Raw genomic sequence first — 16,886 nt, 5'->3', positions numbered from 1 at the left:
TTAATTCTCACCTTTTTCTGAATTCTTGAAAAGCTCTAACAAATGGATTTTGATTTAGTTTTTCTTGCAAACTCGCAATAAGCTGTTCATGCTGCATCAACTGCGCTTTCAAATCTTCAAGTGATTGTTCTTTTTGTAAGATATTCTCTTGTAAAACCGCTAAATGATCATCTTTTTCTTTTATTGAATTATGACACAAAGAAATATATCGATTATTCTCCTCTAATTGCTCATCTTTTTCAGTAATTGTAGCATGGCAATGCTCAATATATTCAGTATTTTTTAATAATTCCTTGTCTTTCTCAGCTACCACCTTATGACAATGTTCTATATATTCGAGGTTTTGTGCCAGTTGTAGATCTTTTTCCTGAATTGTGGCTTCGTAATTTGCAATTACATTTTGGCATTTTCCGTACTCAATTCTAACCTCTTCATCAGTCATTTCAACTACTTTACTCTCATAAACAGCCAAATTAACTTCATTATCCTGGATAACATCCAGCGAGATAGTCAACAGATTAGTGGTTTGCTCAACAAAGTCATCATTAATAAAATCAGTTTCATCTATTTGGAGTTGTAAATTACTCAACAAAAATAAAGACATATAATTAAAAAACGATTCTTGCCTATACCCTTCAATAGTAGCCTTAAAAAACTCATGGACTATACTTTGAGTAATTTCATTTTCCACAAAAAAATGATAAAAGCTCGCCTCACATGAAAGACCACGGAACAAATTTAATTCATAAAGTAAATAAAAATAATAAAAACTAAATCTAAACGGATCTAGAAAATAGCTTTTAGAAGGGGTACTGAATTCAAAATCAATAAGTTTGAATTCCTCTTTATCCACCATTATATTTGATGGAGTTAAATCAAAATGCACCATTTTTGTTGGCTGATTGATTCCCTTATAATCTTCAACTATCCTATTTAATTCTTTGAGATTATTATCGGATAAGCTTAACAGAGAAGTTAAAGCATTATAGTTCTCTAGTGCTCTGTGTGCATAGTTATTGCCCTCATCCATTTCGATAATAGGTATCCCTATACTTCCAAAGCCATTCAATAAGACCCCGGTATTACGAAAATCTGAACGAATCTGATCAATAATATCCTCTAAGTTATTTAAAGAAAGTTTGTTGACTGTCCGTTGCAATCTCGACTTAAGGGAAATGCCTGGCTTAAATTCTTCAAATGAAACATATCGATCGTTTATTTTTAACAAATCAAAAGGTTGAGGAGCCCGACCCCAACCACTAATCTTATCAAGAATTTTATATTCACCAACGATCTTCTCCTGGCGTCCCTTACGATCCCTTAAGAATTTTGCAACTAGGGTAGGATTGGCTTCGCGGTCTTTGAAAATAAGTACTGTGCATTTACCATGCGTAATTTTTTTCCCTTGAGGATTAGATAATAAAAGAAATTGAAAACTCGAAGGTTTAATTTCGAAAAATCGGTTCCAATTTGATTCTATATAATTTTTGATATGAGGTATCATTAGTTCTCCTCCTTACGAGCAAAGATACTATAAGAAGCAGGAAATGGGCTTAACTGTTCATATTCGATTAGAAACCTCTCCAAATCATTTACCCGTTCACTAATTGAAGAACTGGATTTTGTGTAACGTAAAAATTCAACTAAATAGCTTGATACATTATTTTCAGACAGGTTGTATAGAAATTCAATTCGTTTGTAATCAGGATGCGGATAGAAAAAATCAACATTTCTGAATCCAGAGAGCTCCAACAATTGCTGATAACCCTGCTTTGTGTACGTATAGGTACTATATTCATTTTTATTCCACTTTAAATTCATTTCGTTGGCTTCTTCTCTGCTCAAATAACTAATGTATTTAATGCCTGTGTGATCGTCAGGTTCTCCAAGCAAATATTTTAGCCCCAGTGCGTTTTCAATCCCAATGTATAGATAGCCTCCAGGTTTGAGTAAACTGTAGGCTATTCTTAAAGCCTCCTTCTGTCTTTCTTGTGGATTCTGTCCCAGATCATTAAGTCCCACCCACTCTAAAACTCCATTAAAGGAAACTAAGTCGAAACTCTCCTCTTTAAAAGGATGTTTAAATATGTCCGCATGAATAACCGTAATATTTTCTATATTCTCTTGCTTTGCTCTGGTAGATAGAAATTGAAGACGGTCTAAGGTCCCATCCAATGCAACAACATGTTTAATATTACGCGCAAGCGGGATGGAAATAGTCCCCCATCCCGCGCCAATATCCAACGCAACTGAATCTTCTGTCAATGGCAATAGATACTGCCAGTCTGCTCTGGATTCATCCGTAATGATGTTAAATAGAAATGGATTATCATAAAAATTCTCTTTAACAGTCTTTCTCCATCCTTTAGAGACACATTCAGCAACTAGTTTACTCATCCTCTTATTATCCAAATCAGAATAATAGTGGCCGCTTTCAGAACATAAGTAAATACCATCATGTACAGGATATATTTGTTTGAACAAATTCTTCATAAGATCACTCCGAGTTCTCTAAAGTTAAGTTATCCATTACTTTACTAATACTTATTTCAACTTTAGGATCTACAAGACCAGCTGCTTTTTTTGTTTCTGCCACTTTAAAAGTTAAAACATCGTATCTTCTGTCCATGACTACGATGTTATCATCAACTAATTCAATAAAGCCCAATGAAACCACATAATCGCCTGCATTTAATATTGTGTTTTGTGTAAAGACGATATTTAAAATATCATTTTTCTTATAATTTGTTAAATCTAGACCCTCAAAACTAGTATTCGTCCCAGTTATTTCAACCCCCGAAACAGTTTTAATTGTGTATGCAGCAAGTGAAGAATAAGTATCCTTATAATACTGTAGCTTAAGAGAGATTGTTATTTTTTCCCCGTGTCTGTATATTCTCGATTTATTCCCATCTTCGCCGTCTAACCTAAAAGATATGATCTTCCCTTGCCCATTACCATATCTATACTCAGAAGGAGCTTGCTCACTATCTAACAATTTTGAATCACCCAAAATCGGGATATCCTTATTTTTTTCTGTTGGCTTAGCGGCTCTAACTCCATTTTCCATCTCAGCAATCAGTTTAGTGTACACATTTATGACATGATTCGGGTGTCCTTGCTCAATAAGCTCTCCTTTATAAATTAGAACAGCTTCATCACAAAATTGTTTAACTAGCCCCAAACTGTGAGTTACGAACAATATAGTGACGCCCTTTTCTTTTAATTCCTCGAACTTCCTAAAACATTTCCTTTGAAAACTCTCATCTCCTACTGCGAGCGCCTCATCAACAATTAAAATATCAGGATCCACATTGATGGCAACCGCAAATGCCAATCTCACATACATCCCACTACTGTATGTTTTAACAGATCTATCAATAAAGTCACCAATTTGAGCAAATTCAATAATTTCATCTATCTTCGTTTCAATTTCTTTCTTCTCTACTCCTAGTATGGAAGCATATAAAAATATATTTTCCCTCCCAGTATAATCCGGATTAAAACCCGCACCAAGTTCTAGCAGTGCAGATATCCTGCCTTTTACGTTAAAAAATCCAGATGAAGGTTGCAGAATTCCTGTGAGGATCTGGAGAAGTGTACTTTTCCCAGAACCATTAGGACCAACTATACCGCATGTCTTTCCTTTTTCCACTTTAAAAGAGATTCCTTTCAAAGCGTTTATTTCAGTATTTCTTTTCCCTAAATTGAAGATCTCCAGTAATCTATGATAAGGCTTATTGTATACTTTATAGGTCTTCGTTATATTTCCAATTTCAATTGCCAAGTCATTTTTCATCATAGTACATCAACAAATCCTTTTTTCGATTTTTGAAATATATATTGCCCCAAACAAAACACTATAATTGAAAATGTATAAAGATAAATAAGTTCCCCGTCCTTAATGAACTGTAATTTAAACAAAGCATCCCTTATTCCTTGTACCACATGTATTAACGGATTCCAGAAAAACCAACCCTGAAATTTTTGTGGTACAACATGTATAGGGTATATAATTGCGCTGGCATAAAAAACGATATTCAAAACTACACTTACAATCTGTCCCAAATCTCTAAAGAAAACATTTAGACTGGCACATAACCAGCAAAATCCTAGAGTGAACAAAACTAAAGGGAATATATATACCAATACATAAAGAAACGAGAGGGCTGAAACAGGTTGCCCTAATAAAAACATTCCGCCAATTAATATTAGAAAACCTATTAGAAAATTTACCGCGTTAGAAAGCAACAGAGAGATCGGCAAAATTTCAGAAGGAAAAACTGTTTTTTTAATTAAGTTACTATTATCAAGCACAACTGAAGTGGCACGGCTAAGGGTTTCTGAAAAGAAAATCCATGGGAGCAAGCCTGCAAACATCCACAGTGTAAAATTATTGGTTCCCAGTTCCATACCTACTCTCATTTTTAGCATCCAGGAGAAAACAAGTGAATAGACTGCAAGAGTTGTCAACGGATGAATAATTGACCATAAGAAACCCATCATGGAGCCTTGATAGCGATTTTTTAGATCCTTGACCATAAAATTTTTAATAAGATATTTATGGTTGAAAATACTTTTTAATGTTGTTCTTAAATACATCCTCAATATCTCTTCTTCCTATAATTAAGTTTTTAATTTAAACGAGTTGGCATCTACTAAACAATTAAATATCTCTCCTTGATATACTACTAGTTGGTTCCACAGCATCATTATGCTAAAATATTGACGTATCTACAAGAAAAGGAGATTGTAAACCTTGTCGAATCCAGTATACGGGAAACAAGCCCAAACGTCGACCCGTGACGATAAAAGGCCGGCTATATTTTGGGTGTTAATTGTTGGCATGATTTTGTTTTTAGCTTGGGCTCCCTTCCAGGCTGCACTTTTTAATGGGCAAATGCTCGACTTTGAAAAGCCTCTGTATTGGGCTTTAATCATCAGCACGATTCTATTGATCCTGGGAATCGTAACTTATTATAAGAAATTCAAGCTGGAAGAGCAAAGGGATTGGCTGGCTGTATTGGTGCTCCTGCTTCCCCTGACTTATGTACTTTCACTGATTTCAGCAGCTTCTCATTATCTGGCTATGAACATGGTAGTAGTGCAGTGCATATATGCCGCCCTGTTTATCATCTCAATCTATCTACTCCAGGATCGCTTAGGCAATAAGATTATTCACAATCTGATTATGACTGTTGCTTATGTCATTGTAGGCTTCGGCTTTATTAACTGGTTTGGACAGTGGGTGCTTGCCGGCAAGCTGGTAGGCTGGCTTAGCCAATATGTGTATCAAGACCGTTATACCAATGCAACCATGACAGATACAAATGGACTCCGACTAACATCGGTGTTTCAATACGCGAATACATATGCCGCTTTTCTAATGGCTTTCCTATTCGCTGCCGTTTTTTGTCTGATGAAGTCAAAATCATGGTATGGTAAGGCTACTCATGGATTCATGTTGGTACCCATTCTGGTCTCGCTGTTCCTGACCTTGTCACGGGGCGGTCTGGTTATGCTACCAGTCGTTTTCGTACTGCTCTTGCTCTTCTTTAAACCAGCACGCCAGATTATATGGATTTTGCATTGTGCCATTGCGGGTCTAGCGTCAATATCTATCCTGGCACCGATTACGAATATGGGATTACAACTCGATAAGGCCTATAACGGCGGTGAGGCTGCAAAGGCTTGGGGATTGCTTATTGGTGTCTCCCTTGCTGTAGCTGTTGTACTGTGGCTTGTTGAACGTTATCTGGCGCCGAAGTTAGAAAGTGCCCTCACAGGTTGGACTTCCCGTAAGTTATCCAATCTGTGGCTGCCTGTCGGATCGGTTGTGGTGATTGGCTTGCTGGCTTTTCTGTTTATTGGAACCGGCCTGCGCAGCGTACTGCCGGAAAACGTCCAGGTCCGGTTAGAAAATATCAATTTCCGGCAGCATAGTGTACTGGAACGACTTGTATTCTATCAGGATGCTGCCAAATTGATTAAAGATCATCCTGTTATTGGCACCGGCGGCGGCGGTTGGGCTACTTTGTACGAAAAGTACCAAGATTATCCTTATACAAGCCGTCAGGCACATAACTTTTTCATGCAGTACCTGGTTGAAGTTGGCATTCTCGGTTTTGTAATTTTCATGTCATTCATCTTATATATTTTCTACAAATATATTCGTAACTATATTAGACAAAATGATGAAGAGCGGGATTCTCACTTTCTGTATCTCATTTTGGCGCTCTCAATCTTGCTTCATAGTTTGCTGGACTTTAATCTGAGTTACGTGTTCATGGGCATACTGGTATTTATGAGTCTCGGTGGTATGGCTGCTGCTATGGACAGCAAACCTCTTAAACGCTTGTCCATGAGTACTTCCGGTTTTCGGATCATGTACAGTGCAGTCATTGGTATCCTGAGCATTGTCGCTCTGTTTGCAGGTCTTCGCTTCGTGCAATCAGCGAATGCTGCCACATATGCCAAGCAGATCATGGCGGTGAGTAAATCATTTGAGGAAATCCAAAGTGCCATAAATAAGGATCTTGAACTTCGTCCTACGCACCCGGATTCGGTTATAAGATTGGCTGCATTGTACAAGAATGTGTATGATCAAACGAAAAAAGAGGAATTTTATAATGCTGCAATAGAGGTACTTAATACGGGCCTGAAGGCAGAACCATATAATAAAACCATGTATAACTCCAAAGTTAACCTTTTACAAGCAAAAGGTGAGAATGAGCAAGCCTTCAGTATTTTGGAAAATAACATTTCCAACTTTAACTGGGACAATGACTGGTACAATATGTTGATTACCCAAGCCTACACTATTGGTAATAACGCACGTGAGCAGAAGGACACAGCCAAGGAACAGAAGTATTTCCAAGCAGGTCTTGCTGCTTATCAGAAGGTTCTGGATGGGGTAGCTCATATTAAGACGGTTCCACCTGAAATTCAATTGACACGTACTTTTGAAGTAACCCCAAGTATTGCCCTCAGTGCTGGCAAAATTGAGTTCATGTCAGGTAAGCCTGCAGAGGCTGCCAACATTTTGAAAAACGGCTTGAAGGACGACCTGAGTGATGCTACGAATCGTGAGGTAGCTCGTTATTATATCGTCGCTCTGCAAAAGCAGGGACAGGATGACAAAGCATTGTACGATAAGCTGATTAAAGCCGATCCGAAGGAGAAGGAGCAAATTGCTCAGTTGAAATCGGAGAAATAACTATACAAAAATAGACTGCCATGATATCACATCATCTGGCAGTCTATTTTTATACTGAGCATGATAGGCTTTACGACTTCACCTGTTTTTGTTGATCGATCTCTTCTATGACCTGTCTCATATAAGCCAGTACTTCATCTTTAATCTCGTTATGCTGCAGGGCATAATGGATGGTTGTTTCAATGAACCCCAATTTCTCGCCAACGTCATGGCGATTGCCATCAAATTCGTAGGCCAGAATCGGATTCTTTTCTCCCAGTTTGGACAATGCGTCTGTCAGTTGAATCTCCCCGCCTACCCCAGCGGATTGCTGACCCAGGATATCAAAAATATCAGGCGTCAGGATATAGCGTCCCATAATCGCCAAGTTGGAGGTAGTTTCTTCCTTCTTCGGTTTTTCTACCAGACGCTCTGCTTCCGAGATTTTGGTGGTAAGTGCATGACCTTCAACAATCCCGTACCGATGAACCTCGTTCCAATCTACTTGCTTTACACCTACAACAGAACGCTGATACTCATCAAAAACATCAATCATCTGTTTGAGACATGGATTCTCGGATTCAACGATATCATCACCCAAAAGAACGGCAAAAGGCTCATCCCCAATAAATTTACGCGCACACCAGATCGCATGCCCCAAACCTTTAGGTTCCTTTTGACGAATATAGTGGATATCTGCCATTTCTGATGGTTTGCGTACTTCATTCAGCAGGTTCCATTTTTCCTTTGAGGTCAGATTATGTTCCAGCTCAAAGGAATAGTCAAAATGATCCTCAATCGCTCTTTTCCCTTTACCAGTAACGATAATAATATCCTCAATACCAGATGCCACAGCCTCTTCAATAATATATTGAATCGTTGGTTTGTCTACGATTGGAAGCATCTCTTTAGGCATTGCTTTCGTAGCAGGCAAGAATCGGGTTCCTAGTCCCGCAGCTGGAATAATTGCTTTACGGATTTTCATAGGTTAAACTCCTTTTTCTTCAATGTAACGGATAGGAATACTGTCTATGATTATAACAGGAAGATAGATGAATTAGATAGGTTAAAGAAGAAGACATCTTCCCTCAAGGAGAACATGTCTTCCAATCTCTAGCTTGTATATGATTATATTATGCTTCTGAGAGCTTTCTTGCTCCAGCACAGATATACAGTTATCTATTTCACCAGCTGCCCACGTGTAACGCCCAATTGGTTCGTCGCTTTGAGCGTCTTCCAAACCTGCGTACCGCTGATTTCTCCGCGCAGGGCACGATTGTAGAGATCGATAACCTCATGCACTTGCTCTGGTGTTTCCTCCAAAAACTCTACGCGATAGCGAGACACACCCAGCTCCATAAAGTTGGACAGGTACTCGGCACCGGATTGCTCGATAGCATTGTATACCGTATTGCGGCAGCCTTCGTCCACGCGGACCGGATGAGACATGCCAATCCGATCACGCAGGGAGGCGCGATGATCCTCACAAGGGCGACCACAGTTGGTGTAGTCTGTGCCTTCACTCATGAAGGTACAGTAGACGCAGTGTTCGGTATGGAACATCGGCATATGCTGCTGGATGACGATCTCCAGCTTGTCTGTGCGTGTGCGTCTCAGCATATCGACCATCTGTTGGATGTTCAGATCATACGACGGCGTAACAAGATCACAGCCGGAATCCAGGAACAGGTCAGCCGCTTTATGGTTGGCGATATTCAGTGAAAAGTCACCAATCAGCTGCGGGTGATGTGCGTCCGGGTTCTCCAGGCGATGACGCATGTAGAAATACAGCGCACCCGGATTGCGCACCAGCACAGCATCCGGCTTCAGGCGCAGGATGTTGTTGTGATAGCCGTTCTCACCCGGCATGTGAATACGCGGGGTCACCAGCGCAATTCGGCGTCCTGCGCCGTGTACAGCCTCTACGGCTGCCGGGAATTGCTTGATGAACTCGAAGTCGGCGTAGATGAACTCCACGCCGGCCTCCAGCGCAGCCTCAACCTGCGGGAGGCTGCGGCACAGCGCGGTCAGCTCCGCCTGACCGCGTACCACAGGCGATGCCGGAACGGATGCATCGCCATACACCTCTACCGCCCGCTTCGTGTACACGGGCGGTTTGGGGCGCTCGCCCGCGAGCAATTCCACCGCCTGACGGCGGATGCTGTTCAGCTCGCGCATCGGCACGATGACGTCCCCATGCAGATGGACGTCCAGTTCTTCCAGCTGGAACACCGTTCCGCCCAGTCGGCCGAACTGCTCTTCGAGCAGTTCGTGCGTCATCGGACGCTTCTGGGCGATTTCAAGTTCCAGCTCGGAATCCACGCGGACCGTTGTGCCCTTCTGCACGTCGGTCCACCAGGTCGACAGCGGCTGCCCTGGGGAGCCGCTGACACGCACATGTACCGGGAAGACGCGGTACGGCTTGTCCGTTTCGTACGACTGGCGCAGACGCTTGTCCAGCGCCGGGTCGTTGGTCTTCCAAATGCGGTCGCCCACGTGTACACGGCGCAGATCGACATCATTGCGTCCCGCTACGATGTCGATGATCCAGCCTTCTCCGGCCTCGCCTTCAATTTTCACGCCCTTGCGGCGGATATCGTATACGCGTCCGCCCTCTTCTTTTTGTGTAGGATCGCCCGCATCAAATACAATACCGTCGCCGCGCTTCAGCGGCGCATCAATACGACAGACTACACCATCACGAAGAATTTGTTCCACCCGGCCGAGATACACCCCCCGGCTTTTCGGGAACGTACCGTCAACCAGCTTTTTGTTATTCGTTCCTTCCAGAAAGCCGTGCGTAAAGCCGCGTGAAAAGCTCTGCTGCAGCTCACGGATATCCTCTTTGCTCGTCTTGGACGTATCGCCATCAAAATACTTATCAATGGCCTTGCGATATTTGCTGACCACATTTGCCACATATTCAGGCGTTTTCAGTCGCCCTTCGATTTTAAAGGAAACCACACCTGCGTCGATCAACTCAGGCATCAAATCAATGGCTGCCAGATCCTTGGGGGATAGCAGGTATGTCACATCGGCCATTGGCTTTTGCTCTCCATCCACCATCAGATCGTAAGGCAAACGACATGCCTGTGCACACTCACCACGGTTAGCAGAGCGTCCGCCCCACATTTCCGAAGTCAGACATTGGCCTGAATAGGAAACGCATAACGCGCCATGTACAAACACTTCCATTGGAAGTCTCGCCTGATCGCCAATTTTTTGAATCTGTTTCAGATTATTTTCGCGACCAAGCACGACCCGCTCCATGTTGTACGGCTTCGTGAACTCTACGGCCTCCGGCGAGGTAATCGTCATTTGGGTAGAACCGTGGATCGGAAAATCCGGTGATATATCACGGATCATTTTCACCAAGCCCATATCCTGAACAATTAAGGCATCGACTCCGGCATCAATGCAGGCATCCACCAGTTCCTTAGCGTCCTCCAGCTCATTCTCAAATACCAATATATTGAATGTCAAAAAGCCCTTGACCCCGTAGCTATGCAAAAACGCCATAATTTCAGGCAGTTCCTCCATGCGGAAATTGTTCGCCCGCGCCCGTGCATTGAACTTTTCAACTCCGAAAAAGATTGCATCAGCTCCATTCGCTACCGCCGCACGCATACAATCCCAGTCACCTGCTGGTGCCAGAAGCTCGACATCTTCTCTTCGCACTGCTGATTTCATTATTGTCCTCCCTATATGCTGAAAACGAATGATCCCCCATTGGATAATCGTTGTTTTCAGGGCAGCTATGCTGCTTGTTTGAATCCTATCTGTTTCTATCATCCTGTCCGATCATCCGCACTCTGAACCATCGGTTCCTCGCATGAATTACATCCAACTCAAAAAATCCGCATCACAAACATCTGCGGCATAATCATTCTTATCTTGTAACTAATCTAGTGTACCAGACTGCGCCCCAAGCTTCTACACTTTCCAAGCGATTCCTTCAAAAATATCATACTAAAAACAAAAAAACACCTCCATATCCGTCGAGCGGTGCTTTGGAGGTGTTAACTATACAAATTTAGAGGTACAAAGCAAACCATACTACTTAACTTGAGAGCAGACAGGCAGGGAATAAAGCACAATTCATAAGGTATAAGCTCGGAAGATTTTCATTTAATTGCTTACATCATTAAAAGCCACCGAATTAGCATCAACCACAGAAGCTATTATCACAAGCAGAAGCCTTTGATCTTCCCTGCTCACCTCACTCTTTAAAAAGATTGGCGATCTTTTGGCGGGTACCAGCGAAGCGGGCCATTTGAATCCGAAGAAGCGTTAGCGTTCGCCTGAAAGCTTTCCGTAGGAAAGCTACTTCGGAAGCATATGCTTATGGGATTCTTACATATAAATCACTTATACAATCCAAGAATCCCGGGTCAACAGCGATCGCAGGATCAAATGGCACGCGCAGCGCTCCCCCACAAACTGCCTAATCTTTTCTCTACTTCACAAACATAAATGAATTGAGCGTCGAATCCAGTGCATTCGACTGCACAGCCGTGTTGTTCGCATCATTTAACGTTGTTGTCACGGTAAATGTTTTCCCATTATGCTCCAGAACGATTTGGTGGCCTGTATAGCCAATGCCTTCCTCCACACGGTGGAATGTAAAGGACACGGCTGGAACACCAGCAAATGTCACGTCCTTAACTTCTTCAACCTTGAGGTTTTTATAGTTTTTACCTTGTTTATCATAGAAGTCCTTGAGCTGGGACACGGTTAACTCAAATGATTGATCATTGTCAATTTTGATGGAAAAACGACCGCCAGTAAACTTGTATTCTACATCGCCTAATTCAAATTGGTCGCTGACCGCTGTCCAAAACCGCGGAATATTGACCGAATATTCATAGGCCTTGGATGTCTTTTTGACCGTTTTCGTTTTGTCTGTCAGATAGTCGTCTTCTTCCAGCTGCCCAAAGTTGCTCGCTACGGTCTGAAAATCAATTTGAAGCGAGGAAATGAGTGCGTTGAACTGGTCATTCCCTTTGCTTACTTTTTCCGGCACCGCGTATTCCGCCAAGTAACGGTATCCATTTTGCTGAATCAGCACGTTGTACTGCTTGACCCATCCATCACCAAAATTATATCGGTACTCCTGGACCAACCCTTCAACACCTGCAACCTTCATTGGATATGTCTTCTGTGCCTCATAAGCTGTGGACACAAATGAATCACTCAGCCATTTTTGCAGCTGCTGACTCCAGCTCTCCAATTTCCCATCCGCAGGAGCTGAGGTTACTTTCATATGGAAGCTTGATCCATCATTGCTCTCATACTGCATCCGCTGATCATCCATTTTCCAGCCTGCGGGGATGCTCAGTGACACACCATAATCCGAATTCCCGGCCTCGCGTGTGCCTCCTACGACGGTGGACAGGTCTTTGATGCTCTTATCCTGCGTATTAAAGGAGGTTTTGAAAGAATTTAATAGTACCGCATATTGGGCCAGATCTTTATAGTTCGTTGCTTTGGCATCGGAAAAATAAATCACATATAATCGTCCGTTATCATAATATTGACGATTTTCCCACAATACGCCGTCCGCATCCTTCGTAATAACACGAGCATAAGGCACCTTTGCTTTCGGGAAGGATTTTCGATCTACGACCGTTTCTCCCGTTTCTTTGGCACTCTGTACCAATTGTTGCAACAGATCATCTGCATTCAGTGGAACTGGCTGTGACGCTGCATGGACTTCCATATAATACGCGCTATTTTCGTCCATAAACGTGGAAATACTCTCATCTCCACCTCCCTGACCAATGACGAGTCCTGTAGGATAGTTCATGGACCATTCGTAGTAACTGTTCCCGATCTGCGTCTTGCCCTCGTCATTATCAATGTTCGGCGTCTCTTCAGCTACCGTACCCGCCTCTTCTTGCGCTTCCATCCGAATGATGATACCTGCACCATTCTTCTCCAGCTTGCCGCCAAGCCCTTCTGCTACTTGACGCAAGGGCACCATAAGGATACCTGAAGACATTTCCGGCGGAGCGGGAAGGGTCACCTTGTGGCCTCTCACCCAGGCTGTACGGCTGCCAATAGTCAGCGATACGATACGAGATCCGCTGCTGATTTTAACTACATTATCCTCAGCCAGCCGAATTTTGCTGTTAAATGCCTTTTTAAACACACCTGCCGGAACCATAAGTCCGCCACTCTTCGAGTACGGCTTCGTAATATTCGCCTTCTGACCGTTCACGATGGCTGTATTGCTGCCGCTTTGCAGACGCAACTCCAATATGGTTTTATCACTACTATCTGCTGCGACTGCAGGCAAAGTGGACAGCAGAAGGGACAATGCGACTGCGCCGACCCCCAGCTTACGCATCATTTTTCTTTGAATATGCTTCACAGTAATCTCCCTTTAGCTATATTTGATGGATTCAAGATCCGTTTTCGTTCACTTTCCAGTAACAGCGGTCTCTTGAACTGACTCTGATGCTTCCTTGGAAGGCGCTTTGCCGCCATCTTCGACAGAATCCGATTCATTCGAATCCTCAAGATCTTCCCCTGACTGAATGGAATCATAGATTTCACCATTATCCTGTGTCAATACCAGCTTTCGCTTCACAATATCACCATCCGACTGCATAAGTACACTCACCGTTTGACCCGGCTGATAGCTTTTAAGCAACTCATTGACGTCGATTGCGGAAGCTACACGCTTTCCGTTAATGCTGTACAGCTCATCGCCTTCCTTGATTTTGGCCTGAACAGCGTTCGCCGAAGTAATTTTCGTAACTTTCAAAGGGTCCTCGGTAGGCAAGCCGACGATAGCTGACCAGCTCTCTTCCAGCCCCAAGCCAAGACTGGCACGCCGAACCTCGCCGTATTTGAAAAATTGGCTGATGACGTATTTTACCGTATCCGCTGGAATCGAAAAGCCCATATTTTCAATACCGACCGCCGAAAATTTCATCGTATTGATCCCGATAACCTCGCCTTTGAGATTGACTAGCGGACCGCCGCTGTTGCCGGGATTGATCGCTGTATCACTTTGGATCAGACGATAAGCAGCGTTGACACCACGGTTCAGTCCGCTAACGACACCCGAGGTTGCTGAATTGCGGAGTGAAAACGAGATCGGTGTACCGATAGCCACTACCTGCTCACCCACCTGCAGACTGTTCGTGGAGGCTGCCAAGGTTGCGGGCTTGAGGCCGCTTGCCTTGATTTTAACTAATGCCAAATCACTGACCGGATCACTGTAGCTGTCGGTGATTCCATAGGATTTTCCGTCCGAGGTTACGACCACGGCATCACCTAATCCTTCGATAACATGCGCATTCGTGACAATCCATCCATCTGTCCGAATGATGACACCCGTGCCGTGAGCCAGATTGTACCGATCTCCTCCCGCTACTGTTTCTCCTGTGGCTGAACGGCCGATGATACCAACCACAGAAGGAGACACATTTTTAATGACCTGCGGCACACGATCGGCCGATAATGTATATGTACCATTCGCACTGTTATATGCGCCGCTAGTTCCCAATGCTTTATTCATATCGCTTACGTTGACATAGACCCCGCCATTAATGACTTTGGCCTTCAGAGCAGCTCCACTGCTGGCTGCACCTGCCGTTCCAGAAATACACAAAGCGCTGCCTAAAGCCAGAACAATCGCTCTTTTCCCCATTTTACGCATACACTCACCATTTCCTCTCTAACATAACCCTGTTCTATCAGTTAGTCCAAATCTACCATAGAGGGGATATGCATACAAACGCTTTAAGCCCTATCTTTTTCTTAAAAGGCGCCGTTTGCCCTCATTTACTATTTATATTATGAAATTACCAAATCCTTATATCAAAAAAATAAGCAAAAACGATAAATAATCGTTATACCGTTTGGGCCATTCCTTCGTTTACGGGCACAACCAATTGTGATACCATCACATTATATCTTAGTTATATTGTCGGAAATAAAATGAAGGAGGTTAACAGGATGGCCTATGAACCAATCTGGACTGCTCATCCAGATAAGCTAAACAAATTTGAGCTGGTCAAGCTGGAAAAAGACGGGCTCGACGTTATACGCACCATTATTGAAAACTATGCAAACGAAGGCTATGACTCGATCTCTGCGGACGATATGGACCGTTTCAAATGGGCTGGTGTCTATCAGCAAAAGCCCAAGGATGGTCATTTTATGATGCGTGTCCGCATCAACACAGGTATTATGACTTCAGCACAGGCACATGCGCTGGCCGACATATCCACGCTATATGGACGCGGTCTTGTGGATGTCACCACTCGTCAGGCCATTCAATTTCACTGGTTGACGGTTGAAAGCTTGCCCGATATTTTCGAGCGACTGGAAAAAGTCGATTTGTATTCCTTTGAAGCCTGTGGAGATTGCCCGCGTACCATTGTCGGCAACCCGCTGGCTGGCATTGATCCCAATGAATTGGTCGATACCAGAGAGATTGTCGATGAGGTGAACCGTTTTTTCTTATTAAATCGGGACTTCTCCAATCTGCCGCGCAAGTACAAGATGTCGATCTCCGGCAATACGTACAACAACGCACAGGCTGAAATTAACGATTTGTCCTTCACGCCAGCCACCAAAATCATCGACGGGAAAGAAGTAGTCGGCTTCCATGCGATGGTTGGGGGAGGTTTATCCGCCAAGCCACACTTGGCGCAGTCACTGGATCTGTTTGTTCGCCCTGAGGAGGTACTAAAGGTTGCTATTGCCGTCACAACCATTTTCCGTGACTACGGCTATCGTGAAAAACGGCATCATGCCCGTCTGAAATTCCTCGTCGCCGATTGGGGCCCGGAAAAGTTCCTGACTAAGCTCACTGAGTATATCGGCGAAATGCCGGGACGAGGTGAGGACAAAACGATCGGCTGGCAAGCCGCCTATTTTGACGGTGTACATCCTCAAGCCCAGAAGGGCCTGAATTATGTCGGTCTGAACGTGCCTGTCGGCCGTCTGAGCGCTGACGAGCTGCATGAACTGGCTGATCTCGCTGATCGCTATGGTGATGGACAGATTCGTACCACCATGTCCCAAAATATACTGCTGAGTGGCGTACCGGACGACCAAGTGGATGAGTTGCTGAAAGCTCCTGTATTGCAGCGCCTGACACCACAGCCCAAGCATTTTATGAGCCGCACGGTATCGTGCACAGGGAATGAATTCTGCAATCTGGCAATTGTGGAGACCAAAAAACGGGCGGTTGACGTGGCCGAGTATTTGGATCAGCATGTCGATTTGGATGAAAAAGTGCGTATTCATTTTATTGGCTGCCCAAATTCCTGTGGTCAAAAGCATATTGCGGACATCGGCTTGCAGGGCTCGCTTCTTAAAACCCCCGAAGGCTTGGTCGATGCGTTCGACATCGCGGTCGGCGGAGCACTCGGATCAGGTGCCCAACTCAACAAGGCACTCAAGGGCCGCGTGCGCGGGGACCAGGTTGGACCTGTCCTGGCAGAACTCATTCTGTACTACAAAGAAAATCGGAACCCTGGTGAAAGCTTTTACGCGTATGTACAACGTGTGGGTATTCCGGCTTTCCAGGAAAAGCTGTCTGACATTTTACAGTCCAGCATCGTTGCATCCTAGATACGGATCCAATATCAGCCTGTTTGTATCTCATATACAAGCAGGCTGTTTTTTTATGGCCACAACTATTCAATATCGCCCTCGGGGACTCGCAAAA

Annotated in this window: 10 protein-coding genes; 2 read left to right on the top strand and 8 right to left on the bottom strand. The window is 43.8% G+C overall.

The window, feature by feature from the left end; all coding sequences use genetic code 11:
- Window positions 1-7: 7 nt before the first annotated feature.
- Genes B4V02_RS02575 through B4V02_RS02560 form a run of 4 tightly spaced genes read right to left on the bottom strand, consistent with a single transcriptional unit; the run spans window position 8 to window position 4,602 of the window.
- Entirely contained in the window at window positions 8-1,504 is a 1,497-nt protein-coding gene (locus B4V02_RS02575; RefSeq protein ID WP_094153664.1) for a protein kinase family protein, read from the bottom strand.
- Entirely contained in the window at window positions 1,504-2,493 is a 990-nt protein-coding gene (locus B4V02_RS02570; RefSeq protein ID WP_094153663.1) for a class I SAM-dependent methyltransferase, read from the bottom strand. Before B4V02_RS02570 ends, B4V02_RS02575 begins: the two co-directional genes overlap by 1 nt.
- A gap of 4 nt (window positions 2,494-2,497) precedes the next feature.
- Entirely contained in the window at window positions 2,498-3,802 is a 1,305-nt protein-coding gene (locus tag B4V02_RS02565) for an ABC transporter ATP-binding protein (RefSeq protein WP_094153662.1), read from the bottom strand.
- Entirely contained in the window at window positions 3,799-4,602 is an 804-nt protein-coding gene (locus B4V02_RS02560; RefSeq protein WP_094153661.1) for an ABC transporter permease, read from the bottom strand. Before B4V02_RS02560 ends, B4V02_RS02565 begins: the two co-directional genes overlap by 4 nt.
- Before the next feature lie 157 nt (window positions 4,603-4,759).
- Here B4V02_RS02560 and B4V02_RS02555 point away from each other — a divergent pair, with 157 nt between their 5' ends.
- Window positions 4,760-7,216 (top strand): O-antigen ligase family protein, encoded by a 2,457-nt coding sequence (locus B4V02_RS02555; protein WP_094153660.1) that lies wholly within the window; start codon window positions 4,760-4,762, stop codon window positions 7,214-7,216.
- A gap of 70 nt (window positions 7,217-7,286) precedes the next feature.
- Here B4V02_RS02555 and galU read toward each other — a convergent pair whose 3' ends face one another.
- The 4 genes from galU to B4V02_RS02535 all read right to left on the bottom strand — a co-directional run bounded on the left by galU (window position 7,287) and on the right by B4V02_RS02535 (window position 14,864).
- Complete coding sequence (galU, locus tag B4V02_RS02550) at window positions 7,287-8,180, bottom strand: UTP--glucose-1-phosphate uridylyltransferase GalU (RefSeq protein WP_094153659.1); 894 nt, start codon at window positions 8,178-8,180, stop codon at window positions 7,287-7,289.
- A gap of 194 nt (window positions 8,181-8,374) precedes the next feature.
- A complete protein-coding gene (locus tag B4V02_RS02545) occupies window positions 8,375-10,885 on the bottom strand; it encodes a U32 family peptidase (protein WP_179030779.1) in 2,511 nt (836 codons plus the stop codon).
- A gap of 766 nt (window positions 10,886-11,651) precedes the next feature.
- Entirely contained in the window at window positions 11,652-13,568 is a 1,917-nt protein-coding gene (locus B4V02_RS02540) for a stalk domain-containing protein (RefSeq protein ID WP_094153658.1), read from the bottom strand.
- A gap of 48 nt (window positions 13,569-13,616) precedes the next feature.
- Complete coding sequence (locus B4V02_RS02535; protein WP_094153657.1) at window positions 13,617-14,864, bottom strand: S1C family serine protease; 1,248 nt, start codon at window positions 14,862-14,864, stop codon at window positions 13,617-13,619.
- Between the two features lie 299 nt (window positions 14,865-15,163).
- On the opposite strand from B4V02_RS02535, the gene B4V02_RS02530 reads away from it, so the two are divergent.
- Complete coding sequence (locus tag B4V02_RS02530; RefSeq protein WP_094153656.1) at window positions 15,164-16,789, top strand: nitrite/sulfite reductase; 1,626 nt, start codon at window positions 15,164-15,166, stop codon at window positions 16,787-16,789.
- Window positions 16,790-16,886: the final 97 nt, after the last annotated feature.

This window comes from Paenibacillus kribbensis, assembly GCF_002240415.1.
Classification (GTDB): Bacteria; Bacillota; Bacilli; order Paenibacillales; family Paenibacillaceae; genus Paenibacillus; species Paenibacillus kribbensis.
The sequence above is the reverse complement of the archived record's forward strand: the minus strand, read 5'-3'. Positions and strand labels throughout refer to the sequence as shown.

Excerpts from the sequence above, each read along its gene's own strand:
- B4V02_RS02560 (WP_094153661.1), bottom strand. The coding sequence starts at position 4,602 with ATGTATTTAAGAACAACATTAAAAAGTATTTTCAACCATAAATATCTT.
- B4V02_RS02570 (WP_094153663.1), bottom strand. The coding sequence starts at position 2,493 with ATGAAGAATTTGTTCAAACAAATATATCCTGTACATGATGGTATTTAC.
- B4V02_RS02535 (WP_094153657.1), bottom strand. The coding sequence starts at position 14,864 with ATGCGTAAAATGGGGAAAAGAGCGATTGTTCTGGCTTTAGGCAGCGCT.
- B4V02_RS02545 (WP_179030779.1), bottom strand. The coding sequence starts at position 10,885 with ATGAAATCAGCAGTGCGAAGAGAAGATGTCGAGCTTCTGGCACCAGCA.
- B4V02_RS02565 (WP_094153662.1), bottom strand. The coding sequence starts at position 3,802 with ATGATGAAAAATGACTTGGCAATTGAAATTGGAAATATAACGAAGACC.
- B4V02_RS02530 (WP_094153656.1), top strand. The coding sequence starts at position 15,164 with ATGGCCTATGAACCAATCTGGACTGCTCATCCAGATAAGCTAAACAAA.
- galU (WP_094153659.1), bottom strand. The coding sequence starts at position 8,180 with ATGAAAATCCGTAAAGCAATTATTCCAGCTGCGGGACTAGGAACCCGA.
- B4V02_RS02575 (WP_094153664.1), bottom strand. The coding sequence starts at position 1,504 with ATGATACCTCATATCAAAAATTATATAGAATCAAATTGGAACCGATTT.